The organism is Xanthomonas sp. NCPPB 1067 (genome assembly GCF_020783795.1).
Classification (GTDB): domain Bacteria; phylum Pseudomonadota; class Gammaproteobacteria; order Xanthomonadales; family Xanthomonadaceae; genus Xanthomonas; species Xanthomonas melonis.
Genome location: NZ_JAJGQG010000004.1, coordinates 25351 through 50855 on the forward strand (window position 1 = coordinate 25351; position 25505 = coordinate 50855).

General features: G+C 66.3%; 17 protein-coding genes and 5 tRNA genes. 11 read left to right on the plus strand and 11 right to left on the minus strand.

Features of this window, described 5'->3' with window-relative positions:
- Window positions 1-56 precede the first annotated feature (56 nt).
- The 4 genes from phaE (at window position 57) to LL962_RS04435 (ending at window position 3032) form a co-directional block, all read left to right on the plus strand.
- Complete coding sequence (gene phaE, locus LL962_RS04420) at window positions 57-1205, plus strand: class III poly(R)-hydroxyalkanoic acid synthase subunit PhaE (RefSeq protein ID WP_104587030.1); 1149 nt, start codon at window positions 57-59, stop codon at window positions 1203-1205.
- Window positions 1202-2278: a class III poly(R)-hydroxyalkanoic acid synthase subunit PhaC gene (locus LL962_RS04425; RefSeq protein WP_104587031.1), complete on the plus strand. Its 1077-nt coding sequence runs from the start codon at window positions 1202-1204 to the stop codon at window positions 2276-2278. Before phaE ends, LL962_RS04425 begins: the two co-directional genes overlap by 4 nt.
- Before the next feature lie 101 nt (window positions 2279-2379).
- Window positions 2380-2577: a PspC domain-containing protein gene (locus LL962_RS04430; protein ID WP_104587032.1), complete on the plus strand. Its 198-nt coding sequence runs from the start codon at window positions 2380-2382 to the stop codon at window positions 2575-2577.
- A complete protein-coding gene (locus LL962_RS04435) occupies window positions 2547-3032 on the plus strand; it encodes a hypothetical protein (RefSeq protein WP_441004851.1) in 486 nt (161 codons plus the stop codon). Before LL962_RS04430 ends, LL962_RS04435 begins: the two co-directional genes overlap by 31 nt.
- Before the next feature lie 186 nt (window positions 3033-3218).
- Here the strand turns inward: LL962_RS04435 and LL962_RS04440 are convergent, their stop codons facing one another.
- Window positions 3219-4430, minus strand: a complete 1212-nt coding sequence (locus LL962_RS04440) for an NAD(P)/FAD-dependent oxidoreductase (RefSeq protein ID WP_228316050.1) — start codon at window positions 4428-4430, stop codon at window positions 3219-3221.
- A gap of 189 nt (window positions 4431-4619) precedes the next feature.
- Between LL962_RS04440 and LL962_RS04445 the strand changes: the two genes are divergently transcribed.
- Window positions 4620-4847: a hypothetical protein gene (locus LL962_RS04445; protein ID WP_104587035.1), complete on the plus strand. Its 228-nt coding sequence runs from the start codon at window positions 4620-4622 to the stop codon at window positions 4845-4847.
- A 103-nt stretch (window positions 4848-4950) separates the two neighbouring features.
- Window positions 4951-7308, plus strand: a complete 2358-nt coding sequence (locus LL962_RS04450; RefSeq protein ID WP_228316051.1) for a Tex family protein — start codon at window positions 4951-4953, stop codon at window positions 7306-7308.
- Between the two features lie 276 nt (window positions 7309-7584).
- Here LL962_RS04450 and LL962_RS04455 read toward each other — a convergent pair whose 3' ends face one another.
- Together LL962_RS04455 and LL962_RS04460 are read right to left on the minus strand one after the other, a co-directional pair.
- Window positions 7585-11340 carry a PAS domain S-box protein gene (locus tag LL962_RS04455; protein ID WP_228316052.1) on the minus strand — a complete coding sequence of 1252 codons (3756 nt, stop codon included), beginning with the start codon at window positions 11338-11340 and terminating at the stop codon, window positions 7585-7587.
- 62 nt (window positions 11341-11402) lie between these two features.
- A complete protein-coding gene (locus LL962_RS04460) occupies window positions 11403-11783 on the minus strand; it encodes a response regulator (RefSeq protein ID WP_228316053.1) in 381 nt (126 codons plus the stop codon).
- A 139-nt stretch (window positions 11784-11922) separates the two neighbouring features.
- Between LL962_RS04460 and LL962_RS04465 the strand changes: the two genes are divergently transcribed.
- Together LL962_RS04465 and LL962_RS04470 are read left to right on the plus strand one after the other, a co-directional pair.
- Window positions 11923-12009, plus strand: a tRNA-Leu gene (locus LL962_RS04465).
- Between the two features lie 298 nt (window positions 12010-12307).
- On the plus strand, window positions 12308-12484 hold the full coding sequence (locus LL962_RS04470; protein ID WP_104587037.1) for a hypothetical protein: 177 nt from the start codon (window positions 12308-12310) through the stop codon (window positions 12482-12484).
- A gap of 176 nt (window positions 12485-12660) precedes the next feature.
- Here the strand turns inward: LL962_RS04470 and LL962_RS04475 are convergent.
- From LL962_RS04475 to LL962_RS04500, 6 genes are all read right to left on the minus strand, one after another.
- Window positions 12661-12736: transfer RNA gene (locus LL962_RS04475), tRNA-Glu, on the minus strand.
- Between the two features lie 47 nt (window positions 12737-12783).
- Window positions 12784-12859: transfer RNA gene (locus LL962_RS04480), tRNA-Ala, on the minus strand.
- 547 nt (window positions 12860-13406) lie between these two features.
- A tRNA-Glu gene (locus LL962_RS04485) sits at window positions 13407-13482 on the minus strand.
- A gap of 47 nt (window positions 13483-13529) precedes the next feature.
- Window positions 13530-13605: transfer RNA gene (locus LL962_RS04490), tRNA-Ala, on the minus strand.
- A gap of 103 nt (window positions 13606-13708) precedes the next feature.
- On the minus strand, window positions 13709-14170 hold the full coding sequence (locus tag LL962_RS04495) for a c-type cytochrome (protein ID WP_167395292.1): 462 nt from the start codon (window positions 14168-14170) through the stop codon (window positions 13709-13711).
- A gap of 8 nt (window positions 14171-14178) precedes the next feature.
- Window positions 14179-14589, minus strand: a complete 411-nt coding sequence (locus tag LL962_RS04500; RefSeq protein ID WP_228316054.1) for a c-type cytochrome — start codon at window positions 14587-14589, stop codon at window positions 14179-14181.
- 204 nt (window positions 14590-14793) lie between these two features.
- Here LL962_RS04500 and LL962_RS04505 point away from each other — a divergent pair, with 204 nt between their 5' ends.
- From LL962_RS04505 to LL962_RS04515, 3 genes are read left to right on the plus strand one after another with little or no spacing between them, the layout of a single operon-like run.
- Window positions 14794-15927, plus strand: coding sequence for an efflux RND transporter periplasmic adaptor subunit (locus tag LL962_RS04505; RefSeq protein WP_228316055.1), 1134 nt, complete (start codon window positions 14794-14796; stop codon window positions 15925-15927).
- Complete coding sequence (locus LL962_RS04510) at window positions 15924-19436, plus strand: efflux RND transporter permease subunit (RefSeq protein WP_228316056.1); 3513 nt, start codon at window positions 15924-15926, stop codon at window positions 19434-19436. Before LL962_RS04505 ends, LL962_RS04510 begins: the two co-directional genes overlap by 4 nt.
- Entirely contained in the window at window positions 19433-22519 is a 3087-nt protein-coding gene (locus LL962_RS04515; protein ID WP_228316057.1) for an efflux RND transporter permease subunit, read from the plus strand. Before LL962_RS04510 ends, LL962_RS04515 begins: the two co-directional genes overlap by 4 nt.
- Before the next feature lie 308 nt (window positions 22520-22827).
- Here LL962_RS04515 and LL962_RS04520 read toward each other — a convergent pair whose 3' ends face one another.
- Together LL962_RS04520 and edd are read right to left on the minus strand one after the other, a co-directional pair.
- Window positions 22828-23487 carry a bifunctional 4-hydroxy-2-oxoglutarate aldolase/2-dehydro-3-deoxy-phosphogluconate aldolase gene (locus tag LL962_RS04520; protein ID WP_104587042.1) on the minus strand — a complete coding sequence of 220 codons (660 nt, stop codon included), beginning with the start codon at window positions 23485-23487 and terminating at the stop codon, window positions 22828-22830.
- A 50-nt stretch (window positions 23488-23537) separates the two neighbouring features.
- On the minus strand, window positions 23538-25454 hold the full coding sequence (gene edd, locus LL962_RS04525) for a phosphogluconate dehydratase (RefSeq protein ID WP_228316058.1): 1917 nt from the start codon (window positions 25452-25454) through the stop codon (window positions 23538-23540).
- Window positions 25455-25505: the final 51 nt, after the last annotated feature.

Consider the following 25505-nt stretch of genomic DNA (forward strand, 5'->3'; position numbering starts at 1 on the left):
GGCAAGGTCCAGCGCACGCGGTAGGATGGCCGGACAGGCACACCAGCGAGGAGACGATGGCAAGCAGCGGTTCGGACAATGGCAATTTTCAGGACAAGGCGCGCCAGTACTGGGCGGCTTGGGCGGATGCCATGGGTCACGCTCAGGCCGGTCCCGCCGCCCGACAGCCGCCGCCCGCGTCAGCCGGCGAGGCCCCGCAGGACTGGCGGAAGGCGGTGGATTGGTGGTCGCAACTCTTGCCTGCCCAGGCCGCACCTCAGGCGCAGGAGGCCATCGACCGCTTCCGCAGCCAGGCCGGCGACTGGTTCGGCACCATGCAGCAGGTCGCCGCGCAGTTTGCCGGGCGCGACACCTCCGCCGACGAGGTCTCCGACGCCTGGCGACGTGCCGTGCAGGGGCAGGGCGAGCAACTGATGCAATGGACGCTGGGCTCGTTGCGTGGCGGCAGCCCTGGCGGCTTCGATCCCTGGTTGCAGGAGGCGGCGCAGACGCTGGGCAGGTGGCGGCAGGAGAACGCGCCATGGCTGGAGATGCCCGCCTTCGGACTGAACCGCAATCATCACGCGCGCCTGCAGAAACTGGCGCGCGCGCAGCAGGAGTTCCAGGCCCAGTCGCAGGCCTACGCCGATCAGCTCAAGGCAGCCATCGAACAGGCGTTCGGGCGTTTCACCGGTAAGTTGAGCGAGCATGAGAGCAGCGGCAGCCAGCTCACCAGCGCGCGCGCCCTGTTCGACCTGTGGATCGAGGCGGCCGAGGAGTCCTATGCCGACATCGCGCTGTCGGAGCAGTTCCGCCAGGTGTACGGCGATTTTGCGAACGCGCATATGCGCTTGCGCGCGGCGCTGCAGGAAGAGGTGGAACAGCTCAGTGAGCGGTTCGGCATGCCGACGCGCTCGGAGATGGATGCGGCTCACCGACGCATCGCCGGACTGGAGCGGCTGGTGAGGCGAATGGTGCGCAGCGCCACCCCTGCGCCGGGCAGGCCGGGGGCGCCGGACGCACCCGCCGCTGCAGCGCCGGCCGCGCCATCGCCGTCTGGCGATAAAACGGCGCCCGCCGCGGCCGCCACACGCAGGCGCAGCGCCGCAGGCAAGCCGGTCGGCTCCGCTGCGGCAGCGCCGACGTCCACGCCGGCGGCCGGCAAGGCGCCGCGCGCAACGTCAGGCAAACCCGCCGCGAACAGACCGCGTGGAGCCAAGCCATGAAAGGCCCGCTTGGATTCAGTGCCGAAGACCTGATGCAGGAGACGCTGGCGCTGCAGCGCAAGCTGCGCGATGGGCTGAAGCTGCTCCCCGGCGTGGAGGACGTCGACTATGGCGTCACCGAACGCGAGGAGATCTGGCGCGACGGCAAGGTGGTGCTGTATCGCTTCGTCGGCGAACAGGCGCCGGTTTCCAGGACGCCGTTGCTGATCGTGTATGCGCTGGTCAACCGGCCCTACATGGTCGACCTGCAGGCCGATCGTTCCCTGGTCAAGGGGCTGCTGAGCCATGGTCAGGACGTGTATGTGCTGGACTGGGGCTACCCCGACCGCTCCGAGCGCTATCTCACGCTGGAAGATTATCTGCTGCGTTACATCGACGGTGCGGTGGACCACCTCAGGGCGCATGCCGAGGTGGATGCGCTCGACGTCCTTGGCATCTGCCAGGGCGGCACGTTCTCGCTGTGCTACGCGGCATTGCAGCCGCACAAGGTGCGCAACCTGATCACTATGGTGACTCCGGTGGACTTCCACACGCCCGACAACATGCTGTCCAACTGGGCGCGCATGGTCGACGTGGACCTGTTCGTCGACACCATGGGAAACGTGCCTGCGGATCTGATGAACGCCAGTTACCTGATGCTCAAGCCGTTCCGGCTCAATCTGCAGAAGTACGTCGGCCTGCTCGATATCCTCGACGACAAACAGGCGCTGGAAGATTTCCTGCGCATGGAGAAATGGATCTTCGATTCGCCGGATCTGGCGGGCGAGGCGTTTCGCGAGTTCGTGACCGCTTTCTACCAGCGCAATGGGCTGGTCACCGGGCAGGTGGTCATCGGCGGGCAGGCGGTGGATCTGCAGGCGGTCGACATGCCGGTGCTCAACATCTACGCCGAACACGACCACCTGGTGCCGCCGGATGCCTCGCGTGCCCTGCGTGGGTTGGTGGGGAGCAATGACTACAGCGAGCTGAGTTTTCGCGGCGGACATATCGGCATCTATGTGTCCGGCCGCGCGCAGCGCGAAGTACCGGTCGCGATCCACCGCTGGCTGCAGGAACGCGACGGTAGCGATTGATGCGGGTGCGCGGCGGCTGGCACGGGATGCGCGCCTGCGCCATCACGGCGCGCTGTCGTCTGGTTTTCTAGACTGTTCGCCACGTTTCAAGGAGTCCAGTCATGGCCGCTACCGGATTAACCCGTTCCCTCAACGACCGCATGATCGCCGGCGTCATCGGTGGCATCGCGCGTCGCATGGGTTGGAGCTCCACACTGCTGCGCGTGCTGTTCGTGGTGGTGTCGATCGCCTCGGCGGCGTTCCCGGGCATCCTGGTCTACCTGATCCTGTGGCTGCTGATTCCCAATCAGACCGATTGAGGCGGTCGCCGCACGGACCGGTTGCCTTGCTGGCGTTGGGCGCGGCGTGGACGCTGCCCAACACCGCACTCGGCCTGCTGGTCGGGGCCATCGGAGTCTGCTTCGGTGCTCGCCCGCGCTGGTCTCATCGGGAACTCGCCCTGGTGTTCGATGCCTGGCCCTGGGGGCCGGGCGGGGCGATGACGCTGGGGAACGTGATCCTGCTCAAGGGCGCGTCGCTGGATCTGCCGTGCAGCACCTACGCACATGCGGCCGGCCGCTGCGAGCATCCGCCGGTACGGCTGGGCGACCACGAACGTGCGCATGTCTACCAGTACATGCTGCTCGGGCCACTGTTCCTGCCGGTGTATCTGCTCTGTGGCGGGATCCATGTGCGCAACCCGTTGGAGCGTGCCGCCGATCTCTACGCGTTGCAGGGGTATGGCTGGTGGCCATGGAGCCCGCGCCTCGGCTGAGGGATCGCGGAGCCACAAGGCCATGCGACAGCGTCACGGCCGGCGTTCTGCCGATAGTCGATGCGTATGGCGCGAGCAGCGCGCTGCGCGCATAACTGGAAGCGCGCCGGGTAGACCGGGTGCCGAAGTCGCTCCAGCCACCGGCACCGCGCATCGTTTGCCGAGATGCGCGCAAGTCCACCGCGATCAGCGCAATCGTGCGAAGCCGAACAGCTCCGACAGGGGGTGCGGTGTGCCTTCCAGCTTTGCACGCAGTAGGCCGGCGCCAATGGCGCTGTAGGTGATGCCGTTTCCACCGTAGGCCATGGCGAACGCCACGCGTGGGCCCAGTTCGGCGTGCGGGCCGAAAAACGGCAACCCGTCGGCGGTCTCCGCAAAAGTGCCGGCCCACGAGAAGACCGGGCGCAAGCTGACGTCCGGCATGGTCTTGTCGATCTTCCGCAGCAGGGTTTTCAGCTTGCCCTGCAGGCGCGCGTCGCGACGCGCCGGGATATCCACGCTGTCGTCCTCGCCGCCAGCGACCACGCGGCCATCCGGGGTGCTGCGCACATAGAGATAGGGCCGTGCGGTCTCCCACATCATGGTGTGCTTGAGTGCGCCCATCTCGCTGTCGTGCAGCGGGTCGGTAACGAAGGCGTAGCTGCTGCGATTGCGCGCCACCCGCTGCGACAGCCGACGCTGGTTGCCGTAGCCGGCCGCCATGATCACGTGCCGGGCGCGCACGCCAACGCCATCGGCGGTGCGCACCTCCACGTGTTGTCCCTGCGGCACGATGGAAGCGATGGTGCTGCGGTCGAAGATGCGTGCGCCGTATTGCTCGCACTCGGCGAACAGCCGATAGCACAGCCGATAGGGATCGACGCTGGCAGCCAGGTGGCTGAGGATCGCCCCGTCCGAGCGCACGCCATAGTCGTGCCACAACGAAGCGCGCTCGATCCATTCTACCGGAAGCCGTTGCGTCAGACGGGCGTCGAACTCGTTGCGCAGGTCGTTCACGTCGCGTGTTCGGCTGGCGTAATACAGGCTGTCCTGGCGGGTGAAATCGCAGCCGCCGAGGCCGTCGCACAGGTCCTGCAGGTCCACGATGGCCTGCGCGCATGCGCCATAGGCCAGCGCGGCCGCCGGCAGACCGTGCTGCCTGGCCAGCTCGATCATCGGCGTGTCGATTTCGTATTGCAGCAGTGCGGTACTGGCCGAGGTGCTGCCCCAACCGATCTCGCGCTGCTCGATCACCAGCACCTCGTGTCCGTGGCGTACCAGTTCATGCGCGATCAGCGCAGCGGTGACGCCGCCCCCGACGATCACGACCTCGCTGCTGGCGTCATGCTCCAGGCGCGGGTATGTACGCATCAGTCCATTGCGGATCGACCAGAACGGATAGCCACTTTTGAGGTCCATGCGACGTCATGAATGCGGGTGGACCGCGATTGGACGGCCAAGCGGGGTGAAGCGGTCGTGATGCGATACCGGCCCGCGTTCCGTCACCAAACCGCAAACAGCCGGCGTTAACGTGCGTGGAAAGCTCCTCACAGCGCGCTGGGTATGCTCGCGTCCCAAACGTAGCAACTGCAACAAAGAAGGTGTGGTATGTCGATTGTCCTGTACGTCGGTGGCAGCAAAGATGGCGACAAGGGCGTGGTGCCTTACGGTTTCAGCAAGTCGCGTGCGATGACCGATGCTGGCCCCGAGGTCTATGTGGAACGCATGGTGCCGCTGAAGAACCTTGGCCGGGTGCGAGTGATGGCGCTCGAATCGCTGCACGAAAGCATCCTGGTCGAACGCGCGGCCACCCATTACGCCCATCGCGCCAGCTGAGCGCGACCGCACCGGTTTGCCGCGGCGCTGTCAACGGGTTTCCGCGGCGGGCCTGCGCTGCGAAAATGCGTTTTTTCAGTGAAGCGGTTCACTCCGCGCCGTCATGCACGATAGCCAGCTCGCTCAGCAGATTGCCCGCACCATCGCCGATGAGATCGGTGCCCAGCCCGCGCAGGCGCGCGCTGCCATCGCCTTGCTCGATGAGGGGGCCAGCGTCCCGTTCATCGCCCGCTACCGCAAGGAAGTCACTGGCGGCCTGGACGATACCCAGTTGCGCAACCTGGAAACGCGCCTGACCTACCTGCGCGAGCTGGAAGACCGCCGCGCGGCCATCCTGGCCAGCATCGACGAACAGGGCAAGCTCAGTGACGTTCTACGCAACGAGATCGCCGCCGCCGACACCAAGTCGCGCCTGGAAGACCTGTATCTGCCTTACAAGCCCAAGCGCCGCACGCGCGCGCAGATTGCGCGTGAAGCCAGATTGGAGCCGCTGGCCGATGGACTGCTGGCCGATCCGAGCCAGACCCCCGAGGCGGCCGCTGCCGCGTTCGTCGACGCCGACAAGGGCGTGGCCGACGTCAAGGCCGCGCTGGAAGGTGCCCGCGCCATCCTGATGGAGCGCTGGGGCGAGGACGCCGCCCTGGTCGGCGAGCTGCGCAGCTGGTTGAGCGACAACGGCGTCATCCGCGCGCGCGTTGCCGAGGGCAAGGAGGAGGCCGGTGCGAAATACCGGGATTACTTCGATCATGCCGAGTCGCTGGCGAAAATCCCCTCGCACCGCCTGCTGGCGTTGTTCCGCGCGCGGCGCGAGGAGTTTCTGCACCTGGACCTGGACCCGGGCACCGACGCAGAAGCCGGACATCAGTACGCCGAAGGCCGCGTGGCCCGCAACGCCGGCATTTCCAACACTGGCCGCCCGGCTGATCGCTGGTTGCTGGACGCCTGCCGGCTGACCTGGCGCGCCAAGCTGCACATGCACCTGCTGCTGGACCTGTTCAATCAGGCGCGCGAAAAGGCCGAGGCCGAAGCGATCGCCGTGTTCGGCGACAACCTCAAGGATCTGATGCTGGCCGCCCCGGCCGGCCCGCGCGTGGTGTTGGGGCTGGATCCGGGCATCCGCACCGGCTGCAAGATCGCCGTGGTCGATGCCACCGGCAAGCTGGTGGCCACCGAGACGATCTACCCGCACGAGCCCAAGCGGCAGTGGGATCAATCGCTGCAGACGATCAGGAAGCTGTGCATGCAGCACAACGTGGAGCTGATCGCGATCGGCAACGGCACCGCCAGCCGCGAGACCGACAAGTTGGCCGGCGAAGCGATCGCGCTCTGCGACGGCGCCAAGCTGCAGAAGATCGTGGTCAGCGAGGCGGGCGCGTCGGTGTACTCGGCGTCCGAATTCGCCGCCAAGGAATTCCCCAACCTGGATGTGTCGTTGCGCGGCGCGGTATCGATCGCGCGGCGATTGCAGGACCCGCTGGCCGAACTGGTCAAGATCGAGCCCAAGGCGATCGGTGTGGGCCAGTACCAGCACGACGTGGATCAGTACCGCCTGGCCAAGGCGCTGGACGCGCGCGTGGAAGATTGCGTCAACGCGGTGGGCGTGTACGTCAACACCGCCTCGGCGGCGCTGTTGTCGCGCGTCTCCGGCCTGTCCAGCACCGTGGCCGAAAACATCGTGCGCCACCGCGACGACAATGGCCCGTTCAAGCGCCGCAAGGACCTGCTCAAGGTGCCACGCCTGGGCGACAAGACCTTCGAACAATGCGCAGGCTTCCTGCGTATCGCCGATGGCGAGGAGCCGCTGGACGTGTCTGCGGTGCATCCGGAGGCGTATCCGGTGGTCGAGCGCATCGTGGCCAACACCGGCAAACCGATCAAGGCCTTGCTGGGCGATGGCGGCTTCCTGCGCGGACTCAAGCCGGAGCTGTTCACCGACGAACAGTTCGGTGTGCCGACCGTGCGCGACATCCTCAAGGAGCTGGAGAAGCCCGGCCGCGATCCGCGCCCCGAGTTCAAGGCCGCGCAGTTCGCGGAGGGGATCGAAGACATCAAGCACCTCAAGCCGGGCATGATCCTGGAAGGCGTGGTCAGCAACGTCGCCGCATTCGGCGCGTTCGTCGACATCGGCGTGCATCAGGATGGGTTGGTGCATATCTCCGCGCTGTCGGACACCTTCGTCAAGGATCCGCGCGATGTGGTCAAGGCCGGCGATATCGTCAAGGTCAAGGTGCTGGAAGTGGATGTCGCGCGCAAGCGCATCGCCTTGACCCGTCGCCTGTCCGACACGCCGCCGGCCGATGCCGCCACCCAACCGCGCGATGCGCGCGGCAGCGGTGGGCCGGGGCAGGGACGTCGCGACGGTGGTACTCGTGCTGCCGCCGGCAGCAACAAGCCGCGCACCAGCGCTCCGCCGGCGGACAATGCATTGGCTGCCGCGTTCGCCCGCGCCAAGCGGAGTTGAGGCGATCCGCTCCGGCGGCATCGCCGGGGCGGTTTGCGTATCGCGGTGATGCCCAGCGCGTGCGCGAACATCCGCGCGCTGGCCCCGGAGGCGGCAGCGCACCGCAGCAAGCGCCGTGATCCACCGGTCGCAGCGCTGCTGCGGCCGGTAAGGCTGCAGGTCATCGCCTGTCGGCCTGCTTCAGCAATCGCGGGCGATTGCATGCAATGCAGGCAGGCCGTATGCACCGGGCGGCGCGTGGCACTGGGCGCTTGGCCTGGCTGGGTGTGCGCCGATTTAGGATCGTTCGGGAAGCGCGCGTACCGGAGCCAGCAAGCGTTCGATCAGATCGACCAGGCCGGGCGGTTCGACCGGCTTGCCCATATGCGCATCGAAACCGGCGACCACGGCACGGTCGCGATCCTCGTCGCGCACGTAGGCGGTGAGCGCGATCGCCGGCAGATGCCGGTGCGGCCGCGCGCGATCGCTGCGCAAGGCGCGGATCAGATCGTAGCCATCGCGATGCGGCATGGCGATGTCGCTGACCAGGACGTCGAACGAGGCTTCGGCCAGATGGCGTTCGGCGAGGTCGACCGAACCGGCCGCCTGCACCTGGGCGCCGGCCTGCTGCAGGAAGTGCAGCACTGCCTCGCGCGAATCCTGGTCGTCGTCCACCAGCAGGACGCGCACGCCCTTCAGACGGTCATGGCAGTCCGTCGATGGCGGGCCCGGCGGAGCCGGAGGCGGGCGCAGCGCGGTGACGCCGTGCTGGAACGGCAATACGACGGTGAACGTTGCGCCCTGACCTTCGCCTGCACTGAACGCACCCAGGCTGCCGCCATGCAGGTCCACCAATTGCCGCGAGATCGACAAGCCCAGTCCCAGCCCGCCAGCGCGGCGCGTCGTGCCGGCATCGGCCTGTCGAAAGCGGTCGAACACATGCGGCAGAAAGTCGGGCGCGATGCCGATACCGGTATCGTGCACGCATAGCCGCACGCGGCCGTCTTCGGCATCGAGCGTCACCCGCACCGATCCGCCCGCAGCGGTGAACTTGAGTGCATTGCTGAGCAGGTTGGTCAGCACCTGTTGCAGGCGTCCGGCATCGCCGAAGAACCACAGTTCGCAACCGGCCGGTGCATCGAGCTCCAGCGCGATCTCGCGCGCCAGCGCTGCCGGCTGCATCAGTTCCACCGCGCTGCGCGCCAGCCCGGCGATGTCGAAATGTTCGGCGTGCAGGCGGAGCTTGCCCGAAAGGATGGCGCTCATGTCCAGCAGATCGTCGATGATCTGGGTCTGCCCACGCGCACTGCGTTCGATGATGGCCAGCCCCTTGCTCAGGTTGCCCGGTTCCATTTGCTGGGAGCGCATCAGCCGCGACCATCCCAGGATGGCGTTGAGCGGCGTGCGCAGCTCGTGGCTGAGGGTGGCCAGAAACTCGTCCTTGACCCGATTGGCATGCTCGGCCTGATTGCGGGCGGCAGTCTCCGCCCGTAGTGACTGTTTGAGCCTGGCATCCACGCGGGCGCGCTCGATCACGATGCCGGCCAGGTGCGATGCCGAGCGGGCCATGGTCTGCTCCCGCAGCGAGGCCAGGTGAGGGCGGTCGTAATAGATGTTGAGGGTTCCCAGCACCTGGCCGTTGCTGGACAGGATCGGGGTCACACAGCATGCGGCGATGCCCAGCGTCGCGGAGATCGCGCGATGACGGTTGAAACCGGGCTCGCTCTGGATATCGGCGCAGATGACTTGCCGGCCCAGGTGCGCCGAACGCGCACAGGGCGGCCCGTCCGCCGCGATCGGTACGGCCTCGAACGGGCCAGGATGATCGAGCGGAAAATGCGCGGCCGATCCGAAACTCAGGGTATGCCGAACCTCGTCGCGCACCATCACCGAGCAGTACAGCGGAATCTCTCCACGTGCCTCCACGCTCAACGCGATGGCATCCAGCACCACCTTCAGCGGTGCGCCGGTGGTGATCAGGCTCAGGATCGCGCGATCGGAGGCGGTGGCATCTTCGATATGTTTGCGTTCGGAGATGTCGGTGAGCGAACCGATGTGCCCCAGGAACCGCCCATCGCTGGCGAAGTGGGGCGAGGCGGTGTCGATGCACCATCGGTACTGCCCGTCATGCCGGCGTACCCGGTATTCGGCGACGAATTCGCCGCGTCGCTCCAGCGCCTGGGCGAATGCCTGCCGCACCCGCGTCGCGTCATCGGGGTGCATCACGTCCCACCAGCCCTGATCCAGCGCCTGATCCTCGCCCTGACCGGTGAAGTGGTACCAGCGCGGGTTCCAGTACACGCAATCGCCCTGCGCGTCGGCCATCCAGATCATCGCCGGCACGGTCTCGCAGAGCGCGCGGAAGCGGATCTCGCTTTCGCGCAATTGCTGCTCGAAGGCGCGACGGTCGTGGATATCGGTGTAGGTGCCGATCCATTCGCTGATGGCGCCGTCATCGCCGCGGACCGGCAATGCACGTGCCAGATGCCAGCGCGCCCGACCGTCCTGGCCGCGCAGCTCGCATTCGACTTCATAGGCGCGCTCGCATACCAGTGCCTGCTGCCATGTCTGCACCGACAGTCGCAGCCCGTCGACGGTATGCGCCTGTTGCCATGCGTCGGCTTCGCTGGTGGTCGGATCCTGCCCCGTGTAGTCGTACCAGCGCTGATTGAAGTATTGGGGCTGCCCATCCGGGCCGGCGATGAAGATGATCTGTGGCAGTGTGTCCGCCAGGCGGCGCAGGCGCGCCTCGTTGGCGGCCAGTTGCTGCTGCGCCCTGGCGCGTTGCATCGACTCCCAGCACCGCGCCGCGACCAGTCTTACCAATTCGATCTCGGTGGATAGCCAGCGCCGTGGAGCGCGCTGGTGGACGCCGATCGCCGCCACCAGTCGCCCGTGCTTGTGCAGCGGAATTGCCAACGATGCACGCAGGCCAGAGCGCCGATACTGTTCAACCACATAAGCCGGTGCCCCCGGCGCCATCGCGTCGGTGGTGGACCAGGGGCGGTTTTCCAGCAGGGCATCGCGCAGGCCGCGCGCCGCCTCCAGCGGAAAGTCGCCCTGCAGGCTCGGCATGTCCTGGACGTGGTCGCTGATCACATGCATGGTGCTGCCGTCGGCGGCGGCCAGTCCGAACGCGCAACGGTTGGCCTGCAGATGCTCACCCAGCAGGCGCACGCTGGTGTCGATGATGTGGCGCGGGTCGGAGACGTGCTGCAGCGCATCTTCGAGCGTCAGCAGGAAACTGTCGCGACTTTCGACCCGCCGCTGCGCAGTGACGTCGAAGCCATGGACGAGGATCGCATCGATCCGGCCATCGCTGTCGCGCATCGGCTGGTAGAGGAAATCCACCAGCGTCTCTTCGAGCCCGTTGCCGGGCGTGCGCTGCAGATAGGCTTTCATCGCCTCGCCGATGAAGGGTTGCCCGCTACGCCGCACCTCGTCGAGCAGATCCAGGTAGCCCTGCCCGAGGATCTCCGGCATTGCCTCCAGCAAGGGGCGGCCCAGCAGTACTCGCTCGCCGACCAGATCGTGGAAGCGCTGGTTGACACTTTCGATGACGTAGTCTGGTCCGCGCAGCACCGCCATGAATGCAGGCGATTGCTCCAGCGCCTGCGAGGTGGCGCCTGCGTTGATGTCCACCTGCGGGTGGCTGCCGTCGGCCGTCGCGCAAGCCACATAGAGCGCACCCACCTGTTTGTCGCCCTCCATCACCGGGCTGCGCGACCAGCGCGACAGGTCCAGCGGGGCGCTTGCGCTGCCGTGCCGACCATCGGCGGCAATGTCGGACAGTTGTGTGAGTGGCTGCCCGAATGCGGCAGGGTGCCGCGGGCCCAGCAGCGCGATACAGGCATCGTTATAGATGCAGCGCGCGTCGTCGCCCCACAGCAGCAGCATCGGATGTCGCGCATGCAGGCAAAGCGACACCGTGGTGCGCAATGCGGCCGTCTCGTGCAGCGATGCATCGACGCCGTTGCCAGCCGCCGTCAACAAGCCTGCTGTTTCGCTCGCCTGGGGCAATAGCCCTGCAAACGGCGTCACGGCCATTTCCATCCGTCGGCCCGCCCGTGATTCTTCGATGCACGGATTCTAGTGGCAACCCGACACTGGCGTGCTCAATCGTCGGTGTCGCCCGATTGCCGCGCCCGCGACAAGGCACCGACCAACTCTTCGGAGAGATAGGGTTTGGTGAGGATGACGCCGCGTTCGAAACCGCTGGGAATGCTGTCGCGGGCCACTCCTGTGGCCAGCACGAAGGGAATGCCCCGCTCGGCCAGCAGGCGCGCGACCGGCTGGCTGGTTTCGCCATTGCCCAAGCGGTAATCCAGCACCGCGATGTCGGGCGTGTCGGTCTGGATGAGCTGCATGGCAGCTTCAACCTGGCCGACCGGTCCGAGAACGACCGCGCCTGCATGGACGAGCTGCAGATCGAGCAGCATGGCATTCATGTCGTCGTTTTCGACCACGAGTACCCGAACTCCATGCAACACCGACATTGCTGACTCCTTCACCGAAGTCGGCCAGTATATCGGGGCAGGTAGGTCGCAGCGCTGCCGACGTCGCTTGCAGCTGAATTCGTCAGGCGCGTGTTGACACTGTTCGTTTCATTCGTGAGTCGCTATACTGCGCGGCCACGCCGAAGTGGCGGAATCGGTAGACGCAGCGGACTCAAAATCCGCCGCCCTTAAAAGCGTGTGGGTTCGAGTCCCACCTTCGGCACCAATGACTTACGGCAGCTTCGGCTGCCGTAATCATTTCCGCAATCTGGACGGCCTTTCCGCAATCCGCGCAGCGTCTGCAGTAGCGGGAACTGAAGACGTCTGCGCGCTTTACTCGAGTGCGAGATGCGCCCGGCTGCCCGCACCCTGGTCGGTAAGCGGCGCTGGTCGCGCAACGGCAGTGACGGTCTGCCGTGACTCAATCGCATCGCCATCGCTTGCGGGCCGGATGACGCTGCAGGCACGTCGCCATCACGGCCGGTGCGTACCTTGAAGATCTCCCCTTCGAGCCGGTAGCCGTCATGAACGTCGATGCTTCACAACAACTGCGCATTCTCCGCGACATCCACGACACCAAACCGGTATCGGACGAAGAAGCCAACTGGGCGGTGCGTGCAGGCTACGCCGCGCAGGCCGAGGATGGCGACATCGATCTAACGCACGAAGGTCGCAAGGCATTGGACGAAGGTCGGGCGTGATGGCTCGATGGCTTGCGCGGACGGACACATCATCGTTCGCAGTCGCCTGCCATCGCTCGGTGCCGCACCCTGGGTTCGTAGGCGGGCAGGTCGCGCGTTGCAGGTAGAGTGCAGCGGCAGAGCGTCCGCAACCCATGGATAAAAAAAGCCCCGGCATTGCCGGGGCTTTGGATGATTGGCGTCCCCACGGGGATTCGAACCCCGGTGTCCACCGTGAAAGGGTGGTGTCCTAGGCCTCTAGACGATGGGGACGCGTATCAAAACCTCGTTGTCCAATCCAGACGGCCTAATGTCTGAAGTGGTGGAGCCAGGCGGGATCGAACCGCCGACCTCCTGCATGCCATGCAGGCGCTCTCCCAGCTGAGCTATGGCCCCGCGCTACTGCGAGCCGGCAATCATAGCGATGGTCTCGGCGTTTGGGAAGAGGGGGTTGCTAAAAATTTTCCTGACGTCCGTGCCGGTGGCCGCGACGGAGGTGATGCGCAGCGACTCCGCATCCGGAGACGGCGTCGTTGCGGGTTGGGTGCGATCCGTGGCGCCCATGTGCGCTGGCCGGTAGGGATTGCGCATCCATTGGCGTGATCGCGGGTCTGCTTGCGTGCCCCGCGGGACCGCGACGATCCGGCTCGCGGAGGTTGGCGTAGCGATGCGGTCTGCACCGTCACCTCGTGTTCGTTGCCACGATCGTTGTCGTTGTCGTTGTCGCAATCGGACTGCAATGGCGTGAGGTATCGTGATCGCACGCATCGCGTGCCGGCATCATGTATCCCGGTGCAAGCGAGTACCGGGCGGTGTCGATCGTCGCACGCAAGGGCGAGCATCGATGCCGGCGTGCGCTGATCCCGATCACCAACAGGTTGCAGGGCGGGGCCGAACGATCAAGCATAAAAAAAGCCCCGGCATTGCCGGGGCTTTGGATGATTGGCGTCCCCACGGGGATTCGAACCCCGGTGTCCACCGTGAAAGGGTGGTGTCCTAGGCCTCTAGACGATGGGGACGCGTATCAAAACCTCGTTGTCCAATCCAGACGGCCTAATGTCTGAAGTGGTGGAGCCAGGCGGGATCGAACCGCCGACCTCCTGCATGCCATGCAGGCGCTCTCCCAGCTGAGCTATGGCCCCACGAAACTGAGAACGAAATGATAGCGGCCTGTTAATGTTCGCGCAAGCGCTTTTTCATTCCGATTGAGACGGCGCGTCTGCGCCATCGCCACCGGTCGCCCGGCTATTTGACCCCGTGCAGATCACGCAGCTGCGTCGGGCGCGCGCCGAAGTAGGCGGCAAGATCGGCGATGTCCTGATCGCTCAACGCGGTGGCCTGTGCAGTCATCAACGGATGTTGACGATCGCCGCTGCGGTAGGCCTGCAAGGCATGCGCAAGATAGTCGCCGTATTGGCCGCCGAGTTTGGGATAGCTGGGATCGATCGGTGCGTTGCCATCGGCACCATGGCAATCCACGCAGCTCTGGCCGGTGGCCTTGCCCTTGGCGTGGGCGAGCTTGTCGCCGGCGTCGGCGCGGCCGGTCGGCAGGCCGGCAGAAGAGCTGGAGCCATGTTCGCCGCTGGCGTGGCCGGCATCGCCGGCCGAGTGATCGGTGGATTCGACTTGAGACTGGGAGCAGGCCGCCATCATCAGGGCAGCGACCAGGACGATGGCTAGACGCGGAGCGTACAGGGCGTTCGGCATGTGGGCGCTTATTTGAGGGTGGACAGGAAGGCGGAGATGTCGGCGATGTCCTGCTCGGAGAAACTCTGCGCCTGCGCCTGCATGGTCGGATGCTTGCGCTTGCCCTGGCGGTATTCGGTCAAGGCCTGGGTCAGATACTGGCTGGACTGTCCGCCAATCTTGGGCACGCGATAACTGGGGTAGGCGTTCTTGTAGCCGGTGACGCCGTGGCAGCCCTGGCAGGTATAAGCCAACAGGCGGCCGTTGGAGGGATTGCCAGTCGCCGCGGCAGGCGCCGCTGCGGCGGTGGCAGGCGCGGCCGCAGAGGCAGGCGTCGCCGGGGCCGGTGTCGCAGGCGTGACGGACGGTGTGGCTGATGCGCCCCCAAACGACAGGAAGACGACCAGAGCGAGACAAGCGGCGAGCGGCTGCGGGCGCATGGTTTCGTATCCGGAAGACTGATTGAGCGTCCGCACGTGGGGGCGTGTCGGAACCTGACCGAGTATGCCTGCGATTTGGCGCGGCGCAAACGGGGTGAATACGCGAACTTGAATGGACCATGACCTTTGGCGCATTGGCGACATGCGTGGGCAGGTGGTCTACTTGCCTACAACACCTGTTCACGCATCCACTAGGACACGACGATGTCGCCAATGACCCTCTTGCCCCGCCGCAGCGGACCCTGCGCCGCGGCGTTGTTGATCACCACCAGCCTGCTGCTGGGCGGTTGCAAGGCCGGCGAGGGCCAGGCCAAGGCCTCGGATGAAAAGAAGGCCGTGGATGCCGTGCCGGTGGAAACCGCCAAGGCGGCACGCCGGGCGGTGGCTGCCAGCTATACCGGCACCGCGGCGTTGGAGCCGCGCGCTGAAGCGCAGGTGGTGGCCAAGACCTCCGGGGTGGCGTTGGCAGTGCTGGTGGAAGAGGGGCAGAAAGTGTCGGCCGGCCAGGCGCTGGTACGGCTGGATCCCGACCGCGCGCATCTGGCCGTGGCGCAAAGCGAAGCGCAATTGCGCAAGCTTGAGAACAGCTATCGCCGTGCCACCCAGTTGGTGGGGCAGCAACTGGTCAGCGCGGCCGATGTGGACCAGCTCAAGTTCGATGTCGAAAACAGCCGTGCGCAGCATCGGTTGGCATCGCTGGAGCTGTCCTACGCCACGGTGCAGGCTCCAATCTCCGGGGTGATCGCGTCGCGCTCGATCAAGACCGGTAACTTCGTCCAGATCAACACGCCGATCTTCCGCATCGTCGACAACTCGCAGCTGGAAGCCACGCTCAATGTGCCCGAGCGCGAACTGGCCACGCTCAAATCCGGCCAGCCGGTGACCTTGCTGGCCGATGCGCTGCCGGGCCAGCAGTTCGTGGGCAAGGTGGACCGTATCGCGCCGGTGGTGGACTCGGGCAGCGGCACGTTCCGGGTGGTGTGCGCCTTCGGCAAGGGGGGCGAGTCGCTGCAGCCGGGCATGTTCGGGCGCATCCGCATCGACTACGACCAGCGCAAGGACGCCTTGGTGATTCCACGCCTGGCCTTGCTCGACGATGGCGAGCCGGCGGTCTTCGTGGTGCGCAATGGCAAGGCCAGCCGCGTGCCGGTGAAGCTGGGCTACGCCGAAGGACCGTGGCTGGAAGTGCGGCAAGGGTTGAAAGAGGGCGACCAGGTGGTGACGGCCGGCAAGGTCGCGCTGCGCGACGGCACCGCCGTGCAGGTGATCGGCCAGCCCGATCGCAAGCCGGTGGCCGCTGCCGCACCGGCCGTTGCACGTGACGGGTCGCAGGCATGAGCGAACACGGCAACCCGCACGATCCCGTGCACGACCCGCATGCGCCATCGCCCGGTGGCGGACTGGTCGCCTTCGCCACGCGGCGGCGGGTGACCATCGCGATGATCACCGTGACCATGCTGCTGTTCGGCCTGATCGCACTGCGCAGCCTCAAGGTCAACCTGCTCCCCGATCTGAGCTACCCCACGTTGACCGTGCGCACCGAATACACCGGAGCCGCGCCGGCGGAAATCGAGACGCTGGTGACCGAGCCGGTGGAAGAAGCCGTTGGCGTGGTCAAGAACCTGCGCAAGCTCAAGTCGATCTCGCGCACCGGGCAGAGCGACGTGGTGCTGGAATTCGCCTGGGGTACCAACATGGACCAGGCCAGCCTGGAGGTGCGCGACAAGATGGAAGCCTTGTCGCTGCCGCTGGAAACCAAGCCGCCGGTGTTGCTGCGCTTCAATCCGTCCACCGAGCCGATCATGCGGCTGGCACTGTCGCCCAAACAGGCGCCGGCCTCCGATGCCGATGCGATCCGTCAGCTGACCGGGCTGCGCCGCTATGCCGACGAGGATCTGAAGAAGAAACTCGAGCCGGTGGCCGGCGTGGCGGCGGTCAAGGTGGGCGGCGGGCTGGAGGACGAGATCCAGGTCGATATCGACCAGCAGAAGCTCGCGCAGTTGAATCTACCCATCGACAACGTGATCACCCGGCTCAAGGAAGAGAACGTCAATATTTCCGGCGGGCGGCTGGAGGAAGGCTCGCAGCGCTACCTGGTGCGTACGGTCAACCAGTTCGTGGATCTGGACGAGATCCGCAACATGCTGGTGACCACCCAGAGCAGCAGCGGCAGCGCCGCCGAAGCGGCCATGCAGCAGATGTATGCCATTGCGGCGTCCACCGGCTCGCAGGCGGCGCTGGCGGCGGCAGCGGAGGTGCAGAGCACCTCGTCGTCGTCCAGCAGCAGTATCGCCGGCGGCATGCCGGTGCGGCTGAAGGATGTGGCGCAGGTGCGCCAGGGCTACAAGGAACGCGAGGCGATCATCCGCCTGGGTGGCAAGGAAGCGGTGGAGCTTGCGATCTACAAGGAAGGCGATGCCAACACCGTGTCCACGGCCGCGGCGCTGCGCAAGCGCCTGGAGCAGCTCAAGGCGACGGTGCCGGGCGACGTGGAGATCACCACCATCGAAGATCAGTCGCACTTCATCGAGCATGCGATCAGCGACGTCAAGAAGGATGCGGTGATCGGCGGTGTGCTGGCGATCCTGATCATCTTCCTGTTCCTGCGCGATGGCTGGAGCACGTTCGTGATCAGCCTGTCGCTGCCGGTGTCGATCATCACCACGTTCTTTTTCATGGGGCAGCTGGGGCTGAGCCTCAACGTGATGTCGCTGGGCGGCCTGGCCTTGGCCACCGGTCTGGTGGTGGACGATTCGATCGTGGTGCTGGAAAGCATCGCCAAGGCGCGCGAGCGTGGTTTGAGCGTGCTGGATGCGGCCATTGCCGGCACCCGCGAGGTGAGCATGGCGGTGATGGCGTCCACGCTGACCACCATCGCGGTGTTCCTGCCGCTGGTGTTCGTCGAAGGCATCGCCGGGCAGTTGTTCCGCGACCAGGCGCTTACGGTGGCGATCGCCATCGCCATCTCGCTGGTCGTGTCGATGACGCTGATCCCGATGCTGAGTTCGCTCAAGGGCGCGCCACCGATGGCGTTCCCGGACGAGCCCAGCCATCCGCAATGGCAGCCCGAGCAGCGCTGGCTCAAGCCGGTGGCGGCCGGTCAGCGTGGTGCCGGGGCGAGTGTGCGCTATGCGTTCTTCGCTGCGGCCTGGACGACCGTGAAGCTGTGGCGCGGGCTGAGCAGGGTGGTGGGACCGGTGATGCGCAAGGCCAGCGACCTCGCAATGGCGCCGTATGGACGTGCCGAGCGTGGCTATCTTGCGATGTTGCCGGCCGCCTTGCGCCGGCCGTGGCTGGTGCTGGGGCTGGCAGCGTCGGCCTTCGCCGGCACGGTGTTGCTGGTGCCGATGCTGGGCGCGGACCTGATTCCGCAGCTGGCGCAAGACCGTTTCGAAATGACGGTGAAGCTGCCTTCCGGCACGCCGCTCGCGCAGACCGATGCGTTGGTGCGCGAGTTGCAGCTGGCGCACGACAAGGACCCGGGCATCGCTTCGCTCTATGGCGTGAGCGGGAGCGGAACGCGGCTGGACGCCAATCCCACCGAGAGCGGCGAGAACATCGGCAAGCTCACCGTGGTGATGGCCGGCGGTGGCAGCGCAGAAGTGGAAGCGGCAGCCACGCAACGGCTGCGCAGCAGCATGGTCGGACATCCCGGTACGCAGGTGGATTTCGCGCGGCCGGCGTTGTTCAGTTTTTCGACGCCGCTGGAAGTGGAACTGCGCGGGCAGGATCTGGGCGAGCTGGAGCAGGCCGGGCAGAAGCTGGCGGCGATGCTGCGCGCCAATGGCCACTATGCGGATGTGAAGTCCACGGTGGAGGAGGGCTTTCCGGAGATCCAGATCCGTTTCGATCAGGAGCGTGCCGGTGCGTTGGGGCTGACGACGCGCCAGATCGCCGACGTCATCGTCAAGAAGGTGCGCGGCGATGTCGCCACGCGCTACAGCTTCCGCGATCGCAAGATCGATGTGCTGGTACGCGCACAGCACAGCGACCGCGCCAGTGTGGATGCGATCCGGCAGTTGATCGTCAATCCTGGCAGCAGCCGGCCGGTGCGCCTGGCGGCCGTGGCCGAGGTGGTGGCGACCACCGGCCCCAGCGAGATCCATCGCGCCGATCAGACGCGGGTGGCGATCGTGTCGGCCAGCCTGAAGGACATCGACCTGGGCGGTGCGGTGCGCGAAGTCGAATCGATGGTGCGCAACGATCCGTTGGCCGCTGGCGTGGGCATGCATATCGGCGGGCAGGGCGAGGAACTGGCGCAATCGGTGAAGTCGCTGTTGTTCGCGTTCGGGCTGGCGATCTTCCTGGTCTATCTGGTGATGGCATCGCAGTTCGAGTCGCTGCTGCATCCGTTCGTCATCCTGTTCACCATCCCGCTGGCCATGGTGGGGGCGGTGCTGGCGCTGTTGATGACCGGCAAGCCGATCTCGGTAGTGGTGTTCATCGGCCTGATCCTGCTGGTGGGGCTGGTGACCAAGAACGCGATCATCCTGATCGACAAGGTCAACCAGTTGCGCGAAGAGGGCGTGGCCAAGCGCGAGGCCCTGATCGAAGGCGCGCGCTCGCGTCTGCGGCCGATCATCATGACCACGCTGTGCACCCTGTTCGGCTTCCTGCCGCTGGCGGTGGCGATGGGCGAGGGTGCGGAGGTGCGTGCGCCGATGGCGATCACCGTGATCGGCGGGCTGCTGGTATCCACCCTGTTGACCTTGCTGGTGATTCCGGTGGTCTACGATCTGCTGGATCGTCGCGCGGACGCGTATTACCTGGAACGTGGCCGGCGCATGGCGCGTCGGCAAGCGCGCACGCAGGCGGAGGGCCACACCGATGGCCTGGAGGCGCTATGAGCGTTGCCGCCTTCAGTATCCGTCGGCCGGTTACCACCATCATGTGCTTCGTCTCGCTGGTGGTGGTGGGCTTGATCGCCGCGTTCCGGCTGCCGCTGGAAGCACTGCCGGACATCTCGGCGCCGTTCCTGTTCGTGCAGCTGCCGTATACAGGCTCCACCCCGGACGAGGTGGAGCGCAACCTGGTGCGGCCGTCCGAAGAAGCCTTGGCCACGATGACCGGCATCAAGCGCATGCGCTCGACCGCCACCGCTGATGGCGCCAATATCTTCATCGAATTCAGCGACTGGGATCGCGATATCGCCATTGCCGCGTCGGACGCGCGCGAGCGTCTGGATGCCATTCGCGACGATCTGCCCGACGATCTGCAGCGCTTCCATATCTTCAAGTGGTCCAGCAGCGACGAACCGGTACTCAAGGTGCGCCTGGCCAGCCAGACCGATCTGACCGGCGCGTACGACATGCTCGACCGCGAGTTCAAGCGGCGCATCGAGCGCATCCCGGGCGTGGCCAAGGTGGAGATCTCCGGTGCGCCGCCCAACGAGGTGGAGATCGCGATCGCGCCGGACCGGCTTACCGCGCACGATCTCAGCCTCAACGAGCTGAGCGAGCGCCTGGGCAAGCTCAACTTCTCCGTCTCGGCCGGCCAGATCGACGACAACGGCCAGCGCATTCGCGTGCAGCCGATCGGCGAGCTGCGCGACCTGCAGGAACTGCGCGAGCTCGTCCTCAACGCCAAGGGCCTGCGCCTGGGCGATATCGCCGAGGTACGCCTGAAGCCCACGCGCATGAACTACGGACGCCGGCTGGACGGGCGCCCGGCGATCGGTCTGGACATCTACAAGGAACGCAGCGCCAACCTGGTGGAAGTCTCGCGGTTGGCGCTCAGGGAGGTCGAAGACATCCGCGCCGAACCGGCCATGCGCGACGTGCAGGTCAAGGTGATCGACAATCAGGGCAAGGCGGTGACCTCGTCGCTGGCCGAACTGGCCGAGGCAGGTGCGGTGGGCCTGTTGCTGTCGATCACGGTGTTGTTCTTCTTCCTGCGACACTGGCCGTCGACCTTGATGGTGACGCTGGCGATCCCGATCTGCTTTGCGATCACGCTGGGCTTCATGTACTTCGTCGGTGTCACGCTCAACATCCTGACCATGATGGGGCTGCTGCTGGCGGTGGGCATGCTGGTGGACAACGCCGTGGTGGTGGTGGAGAGCATCTACCAGGAACGCGAGCGCATGCCCGGGCAGCCGCAGCTGGCGGCACTGCTGGGTACGCGCAGCGTGGCGATCGCGCTCAGCGCCGGCACCTTGTGCCACTGCATCGTGTTCGTGCCGAACCTGTTCGGCGAAACCAACAACATCAGCATCTTCATGGCGCAGATCGCGATCACCATCTCGGTGTCGCTGCTGGCCTCGTGGCTGGTGGCGATCAGCCTGATCCCGATGCTGTCGGCGCGGATGAAGACGCCGCCGATGGTGACCTCCGAGCGCGGCGTGATCGCCAGGTTGCAACGACGGTACGCGCGCCTGTTGGCCTGGACCCTGGCGCACCGCGGCTGGAGCGTGGCCGGCATCGTCCTGGTGAGCGCGATCAGCCTTGTGCCGATGAAGCTGACCAAGGTGGACATGTTCGGTGGCGAAGGCGGCAACGAGGCCTTCATCCAGTACCAGTGGAAAGGCTCGTACACGCGCGAGCAACTGGGCGAAGAGATCGGGCGCGTCGAGCGGCACCTGGAGGCCAACCGATCCAGGTACCACATCACCCAGATCTATTCGTGGTTCAGTGAAGTGGAAGGCAGCAACACGGTGGTGACCTTCGATGCGAGCAAGGTCAAGGAGCTGACGCCGCTGCTGGAAACGATCCGCAAGGAGCTGCCGCGCTCGGCGCGCGCCGATTACAGCATCGGCAACCAGGGCGATGGCGGCAGCGGCAACCAGGGCGTGCAGGTGCAACTGGTCGGCGATTCGACCGAAGCGCTCAAGGCGCTGGCCGAGGATGTCGTTCCCCTGTTGGCGCAGCGCAAGGAGCTGCGCGATGTGCACGTGGACAACGGAGACCGCACCAGCGAGTTGGCGATTCGCGTCGATCGCGAGCGCGCTGCGGCGTTCGGCTTCAGTGCGGAACAGGTGGCCAGCTTCGTCGGCCTGGCGCTGCGCGGCACGCCGCTGCGCGAGTTCCGGCGTGGCGACAACGAAGTGCCGGTATGGGTGCGTTTCGCCGGCGCCGAACAGAGCAAGCCAGAAGACCTGGCAAGCTTCACCGTGCGCACCAAGGACGGCCGTAGCGTGCCGTTGCTGTCGCTGGTGAACGTGCAGATCCGGCCTGCCGCCACCCAGATCGGGCGCACCAACCGCCAGACCACGCTGACCATCAAGGCCAATCTGGCCGACAAGGTCACGGTGCCGGAGGCGCGTGCGGCGATGGAAAAGCCGCTCAAGGCGATGAGCTTTCCTGCCGGCTACAGCTACACCTTCGACGGCGGGGACTATCAGAACGATGGCGAAGCGATGGGCCAGATGGTGTTCAATCTGGTGATCGCACTGGTGATGATCTACGTGGTGATGGCGGCGGTGTTCGAATCGCTGCTGTTCCCTGCGGCGATCATGAGCGGGGTACTGTTCTCGATCTTCGGGGTGTTCTGGCTGTTCTGGCTCACCGGCACGTCGTTCGGCATCATGTCCTTCATCGGCATCCTGGTGCTGATGGGCGTGGTGGTGAACAACGGCATCGTGATGATCGAGCACATCAACAACCTGCGCCGGCGCGGCATGGGCCGTACGCAGGCACTGGTGGAAGGTTCACGCGAGCGGTTGCGGCCGATCATGATGACCATGGGCACCGCGATCCTGGCGATGGTGCCGATCTCGCTGACCAGCACCACGATGTTCAGCGACGGCCCGCCGTACTTCCCGATGGCGCGTGCCATTGCCGGCGGCCTGGCCTTTTCGACCGTGGTGAGCCTGCTGTTCCTGCCGACGATCTACGCCATGCTCGACGACATGAGCAGCGGCGCAGCGGCACTGGTGCGGCGTGCACGCGGTCTGCCGAAGACGCCGCCGGCAAGCGTTGCGTTGGAGTCGTGATCGACCCACCACGCGTCGTTTGAAGCCGCTCTCCCGGCGGGAGCGCCGCTGGCGTGATCGCCTGCCGACAAGCCTCCCCCATCCGCCCTGCGGGCACCTTCCCCCGCACGCGGGGGAAGGGACGTCGTAGCTGGGGAAGGGACGGCGCACGCGAGGAAGGGGCCTCGCAGGTGTGCTGGAACACCAAGATCGCCTTGCGCCTTAGCCCCTCTCCCGCCTGCGGGAGAGGGGTTGGGGTGAGGGCGCAGATACTCCAAGTACAGCCACTCAGCCGCCCAGCGTCACCATCAGATGCAGCGCTCGGTCAATCAGCCCGCCCGCACCTGCCGCACGATCGCCGCCGCCTTGGCCGAGCTTTCCTTGACCTTGTCCCACTGACCCTGGGCCAGCCAATCCTTGGGCACCATCCACGAACCGCCGATGCAGACCACATTCGGCTGCGACAGGAACTCGGCGGCATTGGCTTCGCTGATGCCACCGGTGGGGCAGAGCTTGAGTTCGGACAGCGGGCCGGCCAGGCCCTTGAGCATCTGCAGGCCGCCCACGGCAGTGGCCGGGAACAGCTTGCACACGCGGAAACCCAGCCCCATCAGGGTGAGCAGCTCGGTCGGCGTGGCGGCGCCGGGCACGGCCGGAATCGGCGCATCGGCCAGCAGGCGCGCCAGCGGGGCGGGCGTGCCGGGAGTGACCAGGAAGTCCGCACCTGCATCCACCGACTGGCGCAGCTGCAATTCGCTCAACACGGTGCCCGCACCGATCACGATGTTGGGCAATTCGCGCTTGAGCATGGCCAGCGCATCGATCGCCACCGGCGTGCGCAAGGTCAGCTCGATGGCGGGAAGGCCGCCTTCCAGTAGCGCGTCGGCGACGCGACGTGCCTGGTCCAGCGTGTCGACGGTGACCACCGGCAGGATGCCGGCGTCGCGCAGCAGCTGTTCGGCGGTGTTCTGGGTCTGGGCAATCGTCATTGCAACTCCATTAGACGGCGGCGCCGAAGCGGCCGCGCAGAGGGAAGGGGTCAGGCGTCCTTGGACTCGTGTGGTGCAGCAGCGGCAGCGGCGTCGGCGCCCAGTTCGTATTCGGCGTCGTAGCTCCACAGTGCGCCGTCCGGATGGGTCGGGCCGCAGGAAATGGAGATCGCACCCTGGTCGGCCGGACCGACGACCTGGCGGTTGATGCCGAACAGGTTGCGGCCCAGGTCGTTACCGGCCACGGCGGTGTTCGGCGCGACCTCGCGCGAGGCCCATTCTTCCGCCGAGACCAGGACTTCCAGCGTGCCCGCTTCGCCGTCCAGTCGCACGATGTCGCCTTCGCGCACACGGCCGATCGGGCCACCGCGCGCAGCTTCGGGCGTGAGATGGATCGCCGCCGGAAACTTGCCCGAGGCGCCGGACAGGCGGCCGTCGGTGACCAGTGCCACGCGACGGCCCTGGTTCTGCAGCAGGCCCAGCAGCGGCGCCATCGAATGCAGCTCCGGCATGCCATTGGCCCGCGGGCCCTGGTAGCGCAGCACCACCACGAAATCGTGCGGCAGCACGCCGGCCGCATGCAGCTTGTTGAGCACCTGGGGGGTGTCGATCACCACCGCCGGCGCTTCGATCCTGCGATGCTGCGGCTTGACTGCCGACAGCTTGATCAGCGAACGGCCCAGGTTGCCGCGCAACAGGCGCAGGCCGCCCTGGGATTCGAACGCATCGCTGACCGGGCGCGCGACGCTGTCGTCGGCGGTGGTCGCGGTGCCCGGCACATAAACTACCTTGCCGTCCTGCAGACGCGGCTCGTCGACATAGGCGCGCATGCCGCCTTCGACCACGGTCGGCAGGTCGTCGTGCATGTAGCCGGCGTCCATCAGTTCGCGGAACACGAAGGCCGTGCCACCGGCGGCCTGGAAGCGGTTCACGTCGGCCTCGCCATTCGGATAGACGCGGGTCAGCAGCGGTACGGTCTGCGAGATCAGGTCCATATCGTCCCAGGTCAGCACGATGCCGGCCGCGCGCGCCACCGCGATCCAGTGGATGGTGTGGTTGGTCGAACCACCGGTGGCCATCAACGCGACCACTGCGTTGACGATGGCGCGCTCGTCGATCAGCCGGCCGAACGGGCGGAAATCCTGGCCCAGTGCCGAGATCGCCAGCGCACGCGCGGTGCCCTCGCGGGTCAGCGCATCGCGCAGCGGCTGCTCCGGGTTGACGAACGAGGCACCGGGCAACTGCACGCCCATCGCTTCGAGCAACACCTGGTTGGAATTGGCGGTGCCGTAGAAGGTGCAGGTACCGGGCGAGTGGTAGGAGGCCGATTCGGCTTCCAGCAGCTCGGCACGGGTGGCTTCGCCTGCGGCGTAGCGCTCGCGGACTTCGGCCTTCTGCTTGTTCGGGATGCCGGGCGTCATCGGGCCGGCCGGCATGAAGATCGCAGGCAGGTGCCCGAATGCCAGCGCGCCGATCAGCAGGCCGGGCACGATCTTGTCGCACACGCCCAGGTACACCACGCTGTCGAACATGTCGTGGCTGAGGCCGATCGCCGCGGCCTGGGCGATGTTGTCGCGCGAGAACAGCGACAGCTCCATGCCGGCGCGGCCCTGGGTCACGCCGTCGCACATCGCCGGCACGCCACCGGCCACCTGCGCCGTGGCGCCAAGCGCACGCGCGGTGTCGCGGATCAGCTGCGGGTAGTGCTCGAACGGCTGGTGTGCCGACAGCATGTCGTTGTAGGCGGTGATGATGCCCAGGTTGGGCGTGGCCGCGCCGCGCAGGCGCGATTTGTCGGTGGGCTCGGAGGCCGCAAAGCCGTGTGCGAGATTTCCGCAGCTCAACCGGCTACGGAACGGACCCTCGCGCAGGGCGGCGTCGATGCCGGCCAGATAGGCCGCGCGCGAGGGCGCGCTGCGCTTGCGGATACGGTCGGTGACAGCTTGGATGTTCGGATGCAGGCTCATTGGCTACCGGCTATGAGAAACGGGGGGAAGAAATCACACTGTTTCGTAGTT

Coding starts and splice junctions, on each gene's coding strand:
- phaE (WP_104587030.1), top strand. CDS start 57: ATGGCAAGCAGCGGTTCGGACAATGGCAATTTTCAGGACAAGGCGCGC.
- LL962_RS04425 (WP_104587031.1), top strand. CDS start 1,202: ATGAAAGGCCCGCTTGGATTCAGTGCCGAAGACCTGATGCAGGAGACG.
- LL962_RS04430 (WP_104587032.1), top strand. CDS start 2,380: ATGGCCGCTACCGGATTAACCCGTTCCCTCAACGACCGCATGATCGCC.
- LL962_RS04440 (WP_228316050.1), bottom strand. CDS start 4,430: ATGGACCTCAAAAGTGGCTATCCGTTCTGGTCGATCCGCAATGGACTG.
- LL962_RS04445 (WP_104587035.1), top strand. CDS start 4,620: ATGTCGATTGTCCTGTACGTCGGTGGCAGCAAAGATGGCGACAAGGGC.
- LL962_RS04450 (WP_228316051.1), top strand. CDS start 4,951: ATGCACGATAGCCAGCTCGCTCAGCAGATTGCCCGCACCATCGCCGAT.
- LL962_RS04455 (WP_228316052.1), bottom strand. CDS start 11,340: ATGGAAATGGCCGTGACGCCGTTTGCAGGGCTATTGCCCCAGGCGAGC.
- LL962_RS04460 (WP_228316053.1), bottom strand. CDS start 11,783: ATGTCGGTGTTGCATGGAGTTCGGGTACTCGTGGTCGAAAACGACGAC.
- LL962_RS04470 (WP_104587037.1), top strand. CDS start 12,308: ATGAACGTCGATGCTTCACAACAACTGCGCATTCTCCGCGACATCCAC.
- LL962_RS04495 (WP_167395292.1), bottom strand. CDS start 14,170: ATGCCGAACGCCCTGTACGCTCCGCGTCTAGCCATCGTCCTGGTCGCT.
- LL962_RS04500 (WP_228316054.1), bottom strand. CDS start 14,589: ATGCGCCCGCAGCCGCTCGCCGCTTGTCTCGCTCTGGTCGTCTTCCTG.
- LL962_RS04505 (WP_228316055.1), top strand. CDS start 14,794: ATGTCGCCAATGACCCTCTTGCCCCGCCGCAGCGGACCCTGCGCCGCG.
- LL962_RS04510 (WP_228316056.1), top strand. CDS start 15,924: ATGAGCGAACACGGCAACCCGCACGATCCCGTGCACGACCCGCATGCG.
- LL962_RS04515 (WP_228316057.1), top strand. CDS start 19,433: ATGAGCGTTGCCGCCTTCAGTATCCGTCGGCCGGTTACCACCATCATG.
- LL962_RS04520 (WP_104587042.1), bottom strand. CDS start 23,487: ATGACGATTGCCCAGACCCAGAACACCGCCGAACAGCTGCTGCGCGAC.
- edd (WP_228316058.1), bottom strand. CDS start 25,454: ATGAGCCTGCATCCGAACATCCAAGCTGTCACCGACCGTATCCGCAAG.